Origin of the sequence: Nocardiopsis tropica, from assembly GCF_042660575.1 — a bacterium.
Classification (GTDB): domain Bacteria; phylum Actinomycetota; class Actinomycetes; order Streptosporangiales; family Streptosporangiaceae; genus Nocardiopsis; species Nocardiopsis tropica.
Genome location: NZ_JBHSUF010000017.1, coordinates 52,364 through 65,957, shown reverse-complemented (window position 1 = coordinate 65,957; position 13,594 = coordinate 52,364). Strand labels below are relative to the sequence as shown.

General features: G+C 73.1%; 10 protein-coding genes and 1 riboswitch. Of the genes, 4 read left to right on the top strand and 6 right to left on the bottom strand.

Going from position 1 to position 13,594, the window contains the following annotated elements:
* Positions 1-14 precede the first annotated feature (14 nt).
* Together pip and ACFQBR_RS24725 are read right to left on the bottom strand one after the other, a co-directional pair.
* Complete coding sequence (gene pip, locus ACFQBR_RS24730; RefSeq protein ID WP_267946239.1) at positions 15-974, bottom strand: prolyl aminopeptidase; 960 nt, start codon at positions 972-974, stop codon at positions 15-17.
* A 179-nt stretch (positions 975-1,153) separates the two neighbouring features.
* Entirely contained in the window at positions 1,154-2,050 is an 897-nt protein-coding gene (locus ACFQBR_RS24725) for a DUF4429 domain-containing protein (RefSeq protein ID WP_267946240.1), read from the bottom strand.
* 161 nt (positions 2,051-2,211) lie between these two features.
* Here ACFQBR_RS24725 and ACFQBR_RS24720 point away from each other — a divergent pair, with 161 nt between their 5' ends.
* Both ACFQBR_RS24720 and ACFQBR_RS24715 read left to right on the top strand, forming a co-directional pair.
* The gene (locus ACFQBR_RS24720; protein ID WP_344178236.1) at positions 2,212-3,930 is read left to right on the top strand and encodes an AMP-binding protein; all 1,719 of its coding nucleotides are present in this window, start codon (positions 2,212-2,214) and stop codon (positions 3,928-3,930) included.
* 240 nt (positions 3,931-4,170) lie between these two features.
* Positions 4,171-5,232 (top strand): 3-deoxy-7-phosphoheptulonate synthase, encoded by a 1,062-nt coding sequence (locus tag ACFQBR_RS24715; RefSeq protein ID WP_344178233.1) that lies wholly within the window; start codon positions 4,171-4,173, stop codon positions 5,230-5,232.
* Between the two features lie 192 nt (positions 5,233-5,424).
* Here ACFQBR_RS24715 and ACFQBR_RS24710 read toward each other — a convergent pair whose 3' ends face one another.
* From ACFQBR_RS24710 to ACFQBR_RS24700, 3 genes are all read right to left on the bottom strand, one after another.
* Positions 5,425-6,666, bottom strand: a complete 1,242-nt coding sequence (locus tag ACFQBR_RS24710) for a metal-dependent hydrolase family protein (RefSeq protein ID WP_344178231.1) — start codon at positions 6,664-6,666, stop codon at positions 5,425-5,427.
* Between the two features lie 162 nt (positions 6,667-6,828).
* The gene (locus tag ACFQBR_RS24705) at positions 6,829-8,430 is read right to left on the bottom strand and encodes an AbgT family transporter (RefSeq protein ID WP_344178229.1); all 1,602 of its coding nucleotides are present in this window, start codon (positions 8,428-8,430) and stop codon (positions 6,829-6,831) included.
* Positions 8,431-8,470: 40 nt separating this feature from the next.
* Positions 8,471-9,745 (bottom strand): metal-dependent hydrolase family protein, encoded by a 1,275-nt coding sequence (locus tag ACFQBR_RS24700; protein ID WP_267946245.1) that lies wholly within the window; start codon positions 9,743-9,745, stop codon positions 8,471-8,473.
* 189 nt (positions 9,746-9,934) lie between these two features.
* On the opposite strand from ACFQBR_RS24700, the gene ACFQBR_RS24695 reads away from it, so the two are divergent.
* Positions 9,935-10,960: an Lrp/AsnC family transcriptional regulator gene (locus ACFQBR_RS24695; RefSeq protein ID WP_344178228.1), complete on the top strand. Its 1,026-nt coding sequence runs from the start codon at positions 9,935-9,937 to the stop codon at positions 10,958-10,960.
* A 15-nt stretch (positions 10,961-10,975) separates the two neighbouring features.
* On the opposite strand, the gene ACFQBR_RS24690 is transcribed toward ACFQBR_RS24695, so the two are convergent.
* Positions 10,976-11,872 (bottom strand): penicillin-binding transpeptidase domain-containing protein, encoded by an 897-nt coding sequence (locus ACFQBR_RS24690; protein WP_267946247.1) that lies wholly within the window; start codon positions 11,870-11,872, stop codon positions 10,976-10,978.
* Between the two features lie 271 nt (positions 11,873-12,143).
* A riboswitch (glycine riboswitch) is annotated at positions 12,144-12,244 on the top strand.
* 145 nt (positions 12,245-12,389) lie between these two features.
* On the opposite strand from ACFQBR_RS24690, the gene gcvT reads away from it, so the two are divergent.
* On the top strand, positions 12,390-13,505 hold the full coding sequence (gene gcvT, locus ACFQBR_RS24685) for a glycine cleavage system aminomethyltransferase GcvT (protein ID WP_344178226.1): 1,116 nt from the start codon (positions 12,390-12,392) through the stop codon (positions 13,503-13,505).
* Positions 13,506-13,594: the final 89 nt, after the last annotated feature.

Here is a 13,594-nt window from a genome sequence, read left to right as displayed (position 1 = left end):
CCCGGGCTCCGGGCTCACTCTCCGGCGAAGCGGTCGGTCGCCTCGACGAGGCGGTCGAGGATGCCCGGCTCGCTGAAGGCGTGACCGGCGTCGTCCACGATGTGGAACTCCGCTTCGGGCCATGCCTTGTGCAGGTCGTAGGCGGTGCGCACCGGCGTGCACACGTCGTACCGTCCCTGCACGATCACGCCGGGGATGTGCCGGATCGCTTCGGCCCCGTCCACGAGCTGGTTCGGCTCCAGGAACCCCTTGTTGACGAAGTAGTGGTTCTCGATACGGGCGAACGCCAGCGCGTACTCCTCGTCCGCGTGGTGCTCCCGCAGGGACGGGTCGGGCACCAGCGTCACCGTGGACCCCTCCCACACGCTCCACGCGCGGGCCGCCTCCAGCCGGACCTCCCGGTCGGGGGAGGCCAGGCGCCGCGCGTAGGCGGCGACGAGGTCGTCGCGCTCCTCCTCCGGGATCGGCGCCAGGTAGGACTCCCACAGGTCCGGGAAGAGGTTCGAGGCGCCCTCCTGGTAGAACCAGCGCAGCTCCTCGTCCCGGAGCGTGAAGATGCCGCGGACGACGAGCTCGCTGACGCGCTCCGGGTGCTTCTGCGCGTACGCCAGTGCCAGGCAGCTCCCCCACGAGCCGCCGAAGACCTGCCAGCTCTGCGCGCCGATCATCTCGCGCAGGCGCTCCATGTCCTCCACCAGCGCCCACGTGGTGTTGGTGGACAGGTCGGTGTCCATCTGGCCGGCGTGCGGCGTGGAGCGACCGCAGTTGCGCTGGTCGAACAGCAGGATCCGGTACCGTGCCGGGTCGAACAGCCGCCGGTGGTCGGGGACGCAGCCGCCGCCGGGCCCGCCGTGCAGGAACACCACGGGCTTGCCCTCGGGGTTGCCGCACAGCTCCCAGTAGACGCGGTGTCCGTCGCCGACGTCGAGCATGCCCGAGTCGTACGGCTCGATGGGCGGGTACAGAGTGCGCAAGGCGTGAGCCCTTTCCTGTATGCGGCCTCCCGCCGGGGTCCCGGCGGGAGCTGGGGATGGTGTGCGGGGGCGCGCCGGGAGCTCCGGCCGCGCCCGCGGGCGGACCGCGGCGGAGCGCGTCGGGCCGGCCCGCCCACCGCCGTCCCGGGCCCGGCCGGTCCCGGGGCGCCGGAACGCGGTCAGAGCCGGTCGAGGAGCTGCGCCTTCTTCGCGCTGAACTCCTCGTCGGTGAGCAGCCCCTCGGAGTGGAGGCGCCCGAGTTCGCGGATCGTGGCGAAGACCGCCTCGCCTCCGCCGTCGTCGGCCTGGGGGCCGGCGCCGGCGCCCAGGGCCGCGGGACCCTCCCCCGGTACGTCCGCGGCCCGGATGTGGGCGTTGAGGGTGGCCGCCATCAGCAGCGTCTCCTCACTGCCCTTCGTCCCGTGCGAGGCCAGGGTGAAGAAGTCGTTCGCGAGCTCGGTCGCCCCCGGGAGGGTGACGCCGCGCAGCACGATCCGCAGGTGGCCCTCGGTGACGTCCACGGGGGGCCGCCACTCCGCCTCCAGGACCTCGGACAGCCGGTAGTCGCGGGCCTTCTCCTTCTCCTTGGCCGTGCTGGCCAGCCAGCCGTCCCACTGCAGGCGCACCCGGGCGCCGTCGAAGGACGCCGAGCCCTCCGCGGTGCGGACCTGGAGAGGGGGCTTGCCGACCAGTCCCAGGGCGACCTGTCGGGGGTCGAGCTCCCCGGCGAGGGTCTCCCCGGCGTAGCGGGCCGAGGAGGCGATCTGCTCGGAGAGGTACTCCGCGACGAGCTCCGTGTCGTGGGGGCCGGTGAGCAGCAGCGGGGTGGAGGAGTCCCGGCCGGGGAACCCCAGGGCCGCGTACGGGTCGGCGCCGTCCGCGAGCCCGAGGCGCAGGCGCCACCCGTGCTTGCGGTCGCCCCGGTCGAAATCCACCTCGCGCACGGCCGCCAACGGCACCGTGCAGCTTCCCAGGGACTTGAGCAGCGTGGGGACCTTGCGGCCGGACTCGAAACGGATGCGGACCGTCTCGTCGTCGATCCGCCAGGTTCCGTGGTGTCCGCGCAGTTCCTCCATGTCCACACATCCTAGAGCCAGCCGGGGCGCCCCCAGGGGAGGCGTCGGGGGCGCGCATCCCGGGTAGGACCAGCGGGGCACACCCGTTCCACCGCCCTCTCCGGGCGGAGTCCGCGGACAGTGCGGTCGGCGCCCTGTCCCTGAACCGGAGGTCGCCAGACATGTCGAGAGAGATGGCCGCCGAGGGCGCCGCGGAGTTCCGTGCCGCACGGGACCTGCTCCTGGCGCACCGCACGGACCAGGAGGCCGCCCACCGCGAGTTCACCTGGCCGAGACCGGACGCGTTCAACTGGGCGCTGGACTACTTCGACGAGGTCGCCGAGCGGCGCCCGGACCGGACCGCCCTGTGGATCGTGGAGGACGACGGCAGCGAGGCCAAGTACACCTACCGCCACCTGTCGGAGCGCTCGAACCAGGTGGCGAACTGGCTGCTCGGCCAGGGCGTCCGCGCCGGCGACCGGATCATGGTGATGCTCGGCAACCAGGTGGAGCTGTGGGAGACCACCCTGGCGGCGGTCAAGCTCGGGGCGGTCGTCACGCCGACGGCCACCGCCCTGTCCGAGGGCGACCTGGTGGACAGGCTGGAGCGGGGAGAGATCGCGCACGTGGTCTGCTCGGTCGCCGAGACCGATAAGTTCGCGCAGCTCAGAGGCCACTGGACGCGGATCTGCGTGGGGTACATGGACGGGTGGCTGAGCTACGCCGACTCCGAGCACGCCGCCCTGGAGTTCCACCCCCCTCACCACGCCGGCCCGGACGACCCGCTCCTGCTGTACTTCACGTCCGGGACAACGTCGCGGCCCAAGCTGGTCACCCACACGCAGCGGTCCTATCCCGTGGGCCACCTGTCCACCATGTACTGGCTGGGCGTCCGCCCCGGCGACATCCACCTCAACGTGTCCTCCCCCGGGTGGGGCAAGCACGCCTACAGCAGCGTGTTCGGGCCGTGGAACGCCGAGGCGACGGTCCTGGTCGTCAACCAGGAGCGGTTCGACCCCGGACGGCTGCTCGACGAGGTGGTGCGCTGCGGCGTGGACACCCTGTGCGCACCGCCCACCGTGTGGCGGATGCTCGTCCAGGCCGACCCGGCCGGGTGGAAGGTGGGGCTGCGCGAGGCGCTGTCCGCCGGCGAGCCGCTCAACCCCGAGGTGGTCGACCGGGTGCGGGAGGCGTGGGGGCTGACCGTCCGCGACGGGTTCGGCCAGACCGAGACGACGCTGGTCATCGGCAACGGGCCTGGCCAGGAGGTCCTCCCCGGGTCGATGGGGCGGCCCATGCCCGGCTACGACATCGTGCTGGCCGACCCGGTCACCGACGAGCCGTCCGACACCGGGCAGATCTGCGTGGACATGACCCGGAGTCCCGTCGGGGTCATGAAGGGGTACGACGACGACCCGGCCCTCACCCGGGAACTGACCCGCCGGGGGCGCTATCGCACCGGTGACATCGCGAGCCGGGATTCGAACGGGCACATTACCTATATCGGTCGGATCGACGATGTTTTCAAGGCCTCGGATTACCGCATCTCACCCTTTGAACTCGAAAGCGTCCTGCTCGAGCACGAATACGTGGCCGAGGCCGCGGTGGTGCCCTCGCCGGATCCGCTGCGCCTGTCGGTCGCCAAGGCGTACGTGACCCCGGCCGAGGGGGCGCCGCCCGACGCGGCCACGGCGCGGGCCATCCTGCTCCACGCCCGCACGCGGCTGTCGCCGTACAAGAGGGTCCGCCGCCTGGAGTTCGCCGACCTGCCCAAGACCGTGTCCGGTAAGATCCGCCGCGTGCAGCTGCGCGCGGCGGAGTCCGAACGCGGCGCGGTCGTCGACGGCACCCGCAATCCGCACGAGTTCTGGGAGGAGGACCTCCCGGGCCTGAAGGACTGAGCCCCCGGGCCCGGACGGCGGTTCCGTCCGCCATTGCCGCGGATTTCCACGGGAATGGCGTCCCACATCGCGAGACACCCGATTTCCCCCCCTCGGCGGGTGTGGCGTTTCCCATCCCGTGACCGGCGCCGGTGTTCCGGATCGACGCCTCCCCGCACGCACGGCCGCGCTAGTGTTTTCGTGGCGACCGCGTGACAGCAGTGCGATACATGGACAGACGGGACCAAGGGGAACTACACGATGCCGAGCACCAACGACACACGGGTGGCGAGTTACAAGCCGCTCATCGCCCCCCGGGACCTGCTCGCAGAACTCCCGCTGGGCCCGGACCGCAGCGCCCTGGTGGAGGAGTCCCGCGCCGAGGTCAAGCGCGTCCTGGACGGTGAGGACGACCGGCTCCTGGTCGTCGTCGGCCCCTGCTCGGTGCACGACCCCGAGTCCGCCCTGGACTACGCCCGCCGGCTGGCCGAGCTGGTGCCGTCCCTGCGCGACGACCTGTGCGTGGTGATGCGCGTGTACTTCGAGAAGCCGCGCACCACCGTCGGCTGGAAGGGCCTCATCAACGACCCGCACCTGGACGACACCTACGACGTCCACCACGGCCTGCGCACCGCCCGCAAGCTCCTCCTCGACATCAACTCCCTCGGCCTGCCCGCCGGGACCGAGTTCCTCGACCCCATCACCCCGCAGTACATCGCCGACGTCGTCTCCTGGGGGGCCATCGGCGCCCGGACCACGGAGAGCCAGGTGCACCGCCAGCTCAGCAGCGGCCTGAGCACCCCCGTGGGCTTCAAGAACGGCACGGACGGCGACGTGCAGGTCGCGGTGGACGCGGTCGGCGCGGCCTCCGCCTCGCACACCTTCTTCGGCGTCGACCCGGCCGGGGCCGGGTCGGTCGTCGTCACGGAGGGGAACCCGGACTGCCACGTGATCCTGCGCGGCGGCCGCAGCGGTCCCAACTTCGACGCGGCTCCGGTCGGGGCCGCCCTCGACGTCATCGAGAACGCGGGCCTGCCCCGGCGCCTCATGATCGACGCCAGCCACGCCAACAGCGGCAAGGACCACAAGCGCCAGCCGGGCGTGGCCTCCGCGATCGCGGCCCAGGTCGCCGCGGGTCAGAAGGGCGTCATCGGCGTCATGCTGGAGAGCTTCATCGTCGAGGGCGCCCAGAAGCTCGGCGACCCCGCCGACCTCACCTACGGTCAGTCGATCACCGACAAGTGCATGGGGTGGGAGACCACCGGCGAGGTGCTGAACCAGCTCGCCGAGGCCGTGCGCAAGCGCCGCGAGAACGCCGCCTGAGGCACCCGGGGCGCCCCGGGTCGGGGCGCCCGTCCGGGGCGGAGGGGCCCGGCGGACGCCGTCCGCGGACGCGGCCGGTTCCGCGACGGCGGCCGGTTCCGCGGTCGGAGCCGGCCGCCGGTCCGGGGCTGACCTCCGGCGCCCGCCCCGCCCCGCTGCTCCGTATGGCGCCCGGGGGCCGCCGACCGGTCCTCAGGAGGTCCTGATGTCCTTCACGACCCGGCCGCCCTGCACCACCATCACCACGCGCCCCGGGTCCCCGAGCAGGGCGACGTCGGCCAGCGGGTCGCCGTCGCACACGACCAGGTCGGCGAGCTTGCCCGCCTCCACGGTCCCCACCCGGTCCGCCGTACCGAGCAGTTCGGCGGCGTTGCGGGTGCCCGCCACGATCGCGTCCATGGGGCTCATCCCGACCGACACCAGGTGGCGCAGCTCGTTCAGGTTGCGCCCGTGCTCGGAGATGCCCGCGTCCGTGCCCATGGCGACCCTCACGCCCCGCCGCACGGCCTCGGCGATCCGCTCGAAGGTGCGCTCGGCGAGGGCGCGCTTGGTCTCCACCGCCTTCCTCGTCATCAGGTGGACGCGGTCCTCGAAGTCGAAGGTGGCCAGCGTCGGGACCAGGAAGGTCCCCCGCTCCAGCATCAGGTCGATGCCCTCGTCGTCCACCAGGTAGCCGTGCTCGATGCTGGCCGCCCCGCCCAGGACCGCGTTGCGGATGCCCGCGGCGCCCTGCGCGTGGGCGGCGACCGGCCGACCGCCGTGGCGGGAGGCCTCCTCCACGATGACCGCGATCTCCTCCGTCGTCAGCCCCTCGTCGTCGGGGGTGTCCGACGGGCTCGACACCCCGCCCGTGGCGCACACCTTGATGACGTCCGCGCCGTCGCGCATGAGGCGCCGCGCGGCCACCCGCGCCTCCTGGGGGGAGTCGACGATCTCGGTCACCGACAGCCCGTGCGCGTGGGGGTCGTGGCCCGAGGGGAGCGTGAAGTCGGCATGGCCGCCCGTGTGGCTCATCAGCCGCAGCGCCACACGCATGCGCGGGCCGGGCACGAGCCCGCTCTCCTGCGCGGTGCGGAACCCGGCGTCGGCCCCGCCCAGGTCGCGCACGCCGGTCACGCCCGCCGCGAGGGTGACCCGCATGCGCTCGGCGGTCTCCAGCGCGTGCAGGCTCAGCGGGATGTCGGCGTGGTTGACCGCCAGCGCCCGGCCGTCGGCCACGCCGAGGTGCACATGGGTGTCGATGAACCCGGGCAGGACGGTGCGCCCGCCCAGGGACACGGTCTCCGTCGCCCCGTCGGCCTCCGGGGCCCCGGCCGCGGGGCCGGCGTAGGCGACCGTGCCGTCCTCGACCAGCACGGCGGCGTCGGCGACCGGGCCGGCCCCGGTCCCGTCGATCAGGGTCAGGTCTCGGTACAGGGTCCTGGTGCCGGTCATGACGACTCCTCACGTCGGTGCTGCGCGGCGGCGCCGCGCGGTGCGGCGGTGTGGGTGGTGCGGGTGGTGCGGGTGGTGCGGACGGTGCGCGTCCCCGGCGGGGAGCGCCCGGGACGTGCGGGGCCGGGGCCCGCGGACGCGGGCCCCGGCCGGGCGGTCGGATCAGATGCGCACGTTCATCCCGGGGCCGACGGGGATGCCGCCGAAGTAGAACACGGCCAGCACGCCGATCCACAGGACGGTGAACACGACCGTGAAGGGCAGGCACCGGGCGATCACGGTGCCGATGCCCGCCCTGGGCTCGTAGGCGCGCAGGAACCCCAGCATGATCACCAGGTACGGGCTGAGCGGTGACAGGACGTTCGAGGTCGAGTCGCCGATGCGGAAGGCGGCCTGGATGAACCCGGGCTCGTAGCCGAGCAGCGCGAACATCGGCACGAAGACCGACGCGAGCAGCGCCCACATCGCCGACCCGGAGATGATGAACAGGTTCACCATGAACGCCAGGAGGATGAAGCACAGGATCGCGCCGAAGCCCGTGAACCCGGTCGCCTCCAGGCCCTCCGCCCCCTGGATGGCGATCCAGCTGGACATGTTGGTCCAGTTGAACAGCGCCAGGAACTGCGCCATCACGAAGGCCAGCACGATGAACGGCGACATCTCCTTGACCGTCTGGCCCATCACGAGGGCCAGGTCCGCCCCCTTGCGGATGCTCCCGGTCACGACGCCGTAGGTGACGCCGGGGAGGAGGAGCACCATGAAGACGATGAAGACCACGGAGCCGAGCAGCGGGGACTCCGGCAGGAAGGCGCCGTCCTCGTTGCGCATCGGCGCCCCCGGGGGCAGGCACAGGGCGAGGACCGCCGCGGCGGTCAGCAGCAGGGCCGCCCCGGCCCGGCGCAGGCCGCGCCGCTCGGTGTCGGTGAGGTTCGGGTCCATGACCTTGGCCTCGGACTCCTCGGTCCCCGCCTCGGCCCGGACCTTGTCGCGGGCGATCCCCCGGCGGACCAGGGACGGCTCCAGGACGCGGTCGATCATGAACCCCGCAGCGAAGCTGAGGATCAGCGCGATGGCGAGGGTGATGAAGTAGTTGGAGATCGGGCTGACGTAGGTGCCCAGGCCCAGCGGTTCGGCGGCGGCGTTGGTGACGCCCGAGAGCAGCGCGTCGGTGCTGGTGACGAAGGGGCTGCAGCTGAACGCGGCCGTGGCCGCCGCGTAGGCGCCGAGCAGGCCCGCCACCGGATGCCGCCCGGCGGCCTTGAACACCATGGCGGCCAGCGGCGGGATGACCACCATGGCCGCGTCGCTCATGATGCTGCCGGAGACCGCGACGAACGAGGCCACGTAGGGCAGCAGCCAGCGGGGGGCGCCGCCGAAGGCGCGCCGCACCAGCGCGGTGAGCAGCCCGGTCCGCTCGGCCACGCCGACACCGAGCAGGACGGTCAGCACGACGCCGAGCGGCGGGAACGACACGAAGTTGGTGACCAGGGACGTGGTCAGCCAGGTGATGCCCTCGGCGGAGAAGAAGCTCCTGACGGGCTGGACGCCGTCCTCGCTCCCGGGCACCTCGACCGTGGCCCCGCTGAGCGACATGACCGTCGACAGGACCGCGATGATCGCGAAGAGGATCAGGAAGAGGACGAAGGGGTCGGGGATCTTGTTGCCGACGCGCTCGATGCCGTCGAGGGAGCGCGCGAGGAGGCCGGGGCGCGCCTGGGCGGTCCCACCGCCGGTCGCGCCCTTCTTCGGGCTCTGCGTGGTCATGGTCACCTCACGGGGGGATGGGGGGCGGGGGCTGGGGGGCTCAGGCGGTGGCCGGCGGCCGGCCGGGGGCGGTGGTGTCCTTGTGGACGACGCCGTCCTTGACGACCACCGTGATGTTGGCCGGGTCTCCCGGCAGCGTGATGTCCTCCAGGGGGTCGCCCGCGCAGACGACGATGTCCGCGCGCTTGCCGACCTGGAGGGTGCCGACCCGGTCGGCGACGCCGAGGAGCTCCGCGGCCTCGCGGGTCCCGGCGAGGATCGCGCCCATGGGGGTCATGCCGTGCTCGACGAGCAGGGCCAGCTCGTGGAGGTTGCGGCCGTGCGGGAAGATGCCGGAGTCCGTGCCCAGGGCGACGCGCACCCCGGCGGCCACGGCGGCGGAGATGTTCTCGCCGAGGTGCTCCTGGAGCCTGAGCTTCTTCTCCACCGCGTAGCCCGCCGACTTCGCGGGGTCGGGCGGCGTGGTGGCGGTGGCCAGGGTGGGGACGAGGAAGGCTCCGTCGCGGAGCATCGCCTCGATGCCCTCGGCGTCGATCTCGTAGCCGTGCTCGATGCTCGTGACACCGGCGGCGAGGGCGTTGCGGATGCTGCGGGCGCTCTGGGCGTGGGCGGCGACCGGGATCCCGTGCGCGGCGGCCTCACGGACGACGACCGTCATCTCCTCGATGTTGAGCCCGTCGTGCCAAGGGGTGTCCTGGGGGCTCCACACGCCCCCGCCGGCCATGACCTTGACGACCCCGGCGCCCTTGCGCATGACCTCGCGTGTGCCGCGCAGCGCCTCGGCGGCACCGTCGGTGTTGATGGACACCGCGCCGCCGGGGCCCAGGACGGTGCCGAAGTCGAACCCGCAGCAGGTGCGGAAGTCGCCGTGGCCGCCGGTGGGCCCGAGCGCGCGGTACGCGGTGGTGATGCGGGGGCCGGCGACGATGCCCTCCTCGACCGCGCGGACCACCGCGAGGTCGAGGCCCGCGAGGTCGCGGACGCTGGTCACGCCGGCGTCGAGGGTGGCGCGCAGCCGGGGGATGGCCGTGTAGTAGCCGTAGTGCGGCGGCTGGTGGAGGAACGCGGCGGGGTTCATGCCGTCGCCCCCCATGGTCATGTGCACGTGGGCGTCGACGAACCCGGGGAGGACGGTGCCGCCGCGGGCGTCGATCTCCCGGTGCGGCGCGGTGATCTCGGGCGCGTCGGCGGCGGGTCCCATCCAGTCGATGCGGCCGCCGCGGGCCACGACCACCCAGTCCTCGCGCGGTCCGGCGCCGGTCGCGTCCACGACCGTCCCGTTGCGAAAGACGACAGCGGTGTCCTCCGAAGCCATCGGCGCCACCTTCACCCTTCTCCTCGCCAGGTCTCGGACATTGATTCCACAATGCGAAATCAATGCTCCGGCCATGGTTAACATTCTGGAAATACGCAGCTCAGAGCCGTTTGACGGCTGTGCGAAAACCTACGCTCGGCCACCCCTAAGATGCCCAGATCGCCGGAAAAGAGTTTTTCGAGGTCGCTGATGCAGGAATCCACCACACCCAACGAGTTCGACCTGTCGCTGGTCAACGCCCTGCAGATGGCGCCCCGCGCCTCCTGGGCCGAGCTGTCGCCGATCCTGGAGGCGGACCCGACCACGCTCGCGCGCAGGTGGAGGCGGTTGGAGGAGGAGGGGCTGGCGAGGATCGCCGTCTTCCCGCGGCAGCGCGTGATGGCGCGGCGCAACCTGTCCTACGTCGAACTCAGCTGCCGCAACGGCACCGTCGAGCGGGTGGCCGCCGCCCTGGCGCAGGACCGGGACACCCTCAGCATCCAGTTCGTGGCCGGGTCGCACCAGCTGATGCTCACCGTGGTCCCCGGCGCGGGACTGGCCGACTACCTGCTCAACTGGGTCGGCGGGTTCCCCGACGTGGTGTCCTACCGGGTGCACGTCGTGACGGAGGTGCCCCGGGAGGCCTACCTGTGGCAGGTCCGCGCCCTGTCCCCGCACCAGCGGCGCCGGCTGCGGGCCCTCTCCCCCGTGCGGGGACCCGGGCCGGGCGACGAGCGCGTCACACCCCTCGACCAGCGGATCATCGACCTCCTGTGCGTCGACGCGCGCCTCGGGTACCAGCACATCGCCGAACGCCTCGACATCGCGCCCACGACCGCCGCGCGGCGCGTCAACCGGCTCCTGCGCCAGGCGCTCGTCGGGCTGCGCTGCGACATCTCCCGCGCCCGCATGGGCTGGCACGCGGCCGCCACCCTCTGGGGAACCGTCGACCCCCGCGTCCTGGAGGGCGCCAGCGACCTGGGCGAGCGCATCCCCGAAGTACGCCTGTGCACCACCATCGCCGGGCCCGAGAACACCCTCTTCATCCTGTGGCTGCGCAACGCCCCCGACCTGACCCGGGTGGAGCGCCAGCTCCTGGAGGAGCTGCCCGGCCTGCGCATCGCGGACCGGCGGATGACCCTGCGCACCTTCAAGTTCATGGGCGGGGTGATGGACGCCGAGCAGCGCTTCACCCGCTCGGTCCCCGTCCAGCTGCTCCCGGCCGGGACCCCCTGACGGCGGCGCGCCCGGTCAGTCCCCGGCGGCCCCGCCCGGCAGCGCGCCCAGCTCCACCAGCAGCTCCCGGGCCAGGGGCTCCCGCAGCTCCGCGTTCGCGTCGTCGTCCATCTCGATGCGCAGGGCGAACGTGTACAGGTCCTCCCCGCGCTCCACCCAGCCGACCCACCAGCCGGGGGCCGGATCGACGTCCACCGCCCAACCGCTCTTGGCGAAGAGCGCGTGGCCGTCACCCTCCTCCACCAGGGCGATCTCGCGCAGCGCCTCCTGGTGGGCCGCGTCCACCGGCAGCTCCGAACGGGCCAGCGAGGCCAGGAACTCGGTCTGCTCCACGGCGGAGACCTCCAGCGGACCGTCCAGCCAGAACCGGTCCTCCACGTCCTCGCCGCCGATGTCCCGGTTCCCGTAGTCGAAGCGGTCCACCCAGGCCGCCATCCGCTCGTGCCCCACCCTGCGGGCCAGCTCCTGGTAGACGGGGAAGTTCGAGGCGGGGAACGCCTCCCTCAGGGACATGTCCTGTTCCCACGCCTCGACGGGCTGCGGCCCGCCGCCGTGGGGCAGCACCTCGTCCAGTCCCGACACCGCGCCCGTCTCCAGGCCGATCAGGGTGTTGGCCAGCTTGAACGTGGACGCGGGCACCGCGCGCTCGTAGGCCGCCTCCGCCCCGACGAGGGTCGACTCCCTGGCACGGGTGTCGTGGAGCACGAACGTGCCCTCCACGCCGGCCTCGGCGAACACCGACTCCAGGTCCTGGCGCTCCACCGCGGCGACGTCGCCCCGCCGCTCGTGCGCGCTCGCCTCCAGCCGCCCCTCGGACGGCGCCTCCGGCCCGCCACCGCCGCCCTGCGCGCACCCGCTGCCCGCGGTCAGCCCGAGGACGCACGCCGCGGCCAGCACCGCCGTGCCGTGCACGGCCGCCGGCCGCCCCCCTCGGCGCGCCGCCCGCGCCCGTCCGCCCGTCTCCCGGTTCCCGTCGGCTCGCACCCGTCATCCCTCCCACGCAGGAAGTCCGTCCCCGGCTCACGCTAACCCCCGGAGCCCCCCTCCGCGACGGGTTCGGCCCGACTCCCGCGGCCGGGCAGCGGCTCCCCCCGGGGCCGTGCCGCGCCCCGCCCCCGGCTCCCGCCCCGGCCCGGGCACCTTTGGGGGCCGTGTGCGCCCGCTGCTAGGCTGAACGTGTTGCTGACCCCGTACGGGAGAGTGCCCGCGTAGCCATCTCGGGCCGCCGAAGGAGCAATCCCTCCCCACGACAACCTCTCAGGCACAGCGGACCGTACGGGCGAGACCACTCTGGAAAGCAGGGACCAGCGTCCCTCGCCGAAGGTGCAAGCCACGCCGAGCGCGCGGCGAAGCTCTCAGGCACAGATGACAGAGGGGGAGGATGGCAACGCCTCTGCACGACACGACGCCCATCCTCTCGGGAGTGCCCATGTCCGATCCCGCATCAGCGCCGCGCGCCACCGCGCTCCGCGAGGTCCACGAGAAGGCCGGCGCCACGCTGGTCGACTTCGCCGGATGGCTCATGCCGCTGCGCTACGGCAGTGAGACCGCCGAGCACAAGGCGGTCCGCGAGGCCGCCGGGCTCTTCGACCTCTCCCACATGGGCGAGATCCGCCTCACCGGCCCGCAGGCCGCCGAAGCCCTCGACTTCGCCCTGGTCGGCCACCTGTCCCAGGTCAAGGTCGGCCGTGCCCGCTACACCATGATCACCGACGCCGGGGGCGGCGTCCTGGACGACCTCATCGTCTACCGGCTGGGGGAGGGGGAGTACCTCGTCGTGGCCAACGCCGCCAACGTGCCCGTGGTCGCCGCCGCGCTGGCCGAACGCGCCGAGGGCTTCGACGTCGAGGTGGCGGACGAGTCCGCCGACCACGCCCTGATCGCGATCCAGGGGCCGCGCGCGGTCGAGATCCTCGCGCCGCTCACCGACGCGGACCTGGACGGCATCCGCTACTACGCGGGGTACGAGCACACCGTCGCCGGCCAACCCGTCCTGCTCGCACGCACCGGGTACACCGGCGAGGACGGCTTCGAGATCTTCGTCCGGCCCGCCGCGAAGGCCCCCCTGGTCTGGGACGCCCTGATGGCCGAGGGGGAACGGCACGGGCTCGTCCCGGCCGGGCTGTCGGCCCGCGACACCCTCCGCATGGAGGCCGGGATGCCGCTGTACGGGCAGGAGCTCACCGCGGAGCTCACCCCCTTCGACGCCGGGCTGGGCCGCGTGGTCAAGTTCGAGAAGGAGGGCGACTTCGTGGGCCGCGGCGCCCTGGAGGAGGCCTCCCGCACCGCCCGCCCCCGCCGCCTCATCGGCCTCGTCGCGCGCGGGCGCCGCCCGCTGCGCAAGGGCCAGGACGTCCTCCGCGACGGCGAGACCGTCGGAACCCTCACCAGCGGCGCGCCCTCCCCCACCCTGGGCCGCCCCATCGCCATGGCCTACGTGGACGGCGACCTCGACACCTCGACCGGCGCGTTCACCGTGGACGTGCGCGGAAGGGGCGAGGACGTCGACGTGGTCGAGCTGCCGTTCTACAAGCGGCAGCCGTAGCAGCAGGGGCCTTCACACCCCGAAGGCCCGCGCGCCCCGCGCGGCCGGATCCCCTGACCGGGGACCGGCACGCACGGGGCGCGACCGGG

Excerpts from the sequence above, each read along its gene's own strand:
- ACFQBR_RS24725 (WP_267946240.1), bottom strand. The coding sequence starts at position 2,050 with ATGGAGGAACTGCGCGGACACCACGGAACCTGGCGGATCGACGACGAG.
- ACFQBR_RS24720 (WP_344178236.1), top strand. The coding sequence starts at position 2,212 with ATGTCGAGAGAGATGGCCGCCGAGGGCGCCGCGGAGTTCCGTGCCGCA.
- ACFQBR_RS24715 (WP_344178233.1), top strand. The coding sequence starts at position 4,171 with ATGCCGAGCACCAACGACACACGGGTGGCGAGTTACAAGCCGCTCATC.
- ACFQBR_RS24710 (WP_344178231.1), bottom strand. The coding sequence starts at position 6,666 with ATGACCGGCACCAGGACCCTGTACCGAGACCTGACCCTGATCGACGGG.
- ACFQBR_RS24705 (WP_344178229.1), bottom strand. The coding sequence starts at position 8,430 with ATGACCACGCAGAGCCCGAAGAAGGGCGCGACCGGCGGTGGGACCGCC.
- ACFQBR_RS24700 (WP_267946245.1), bottom strand. The coding sequence starts at position 9,745 with ATGGCTTCGGAGGACACCGCTGTCGTCTTTCGCAACGGGACGGTCGTG.
- ACFQBR_RS24695 (WP_344178228.1), top strand. The coding sequence starts at position 9,935 with ATGCAGGAATCCACCACACCCAACGAGTTCGACCTGTCGCTGGTCAAC.
- gcvT (WP_344178226.1), top strand. The coding sequence starts at position 12,390 with ATGTCCGATCCCGCATCAGCGCCGCGCGCCACCGCGCTCCGCGAGGTC.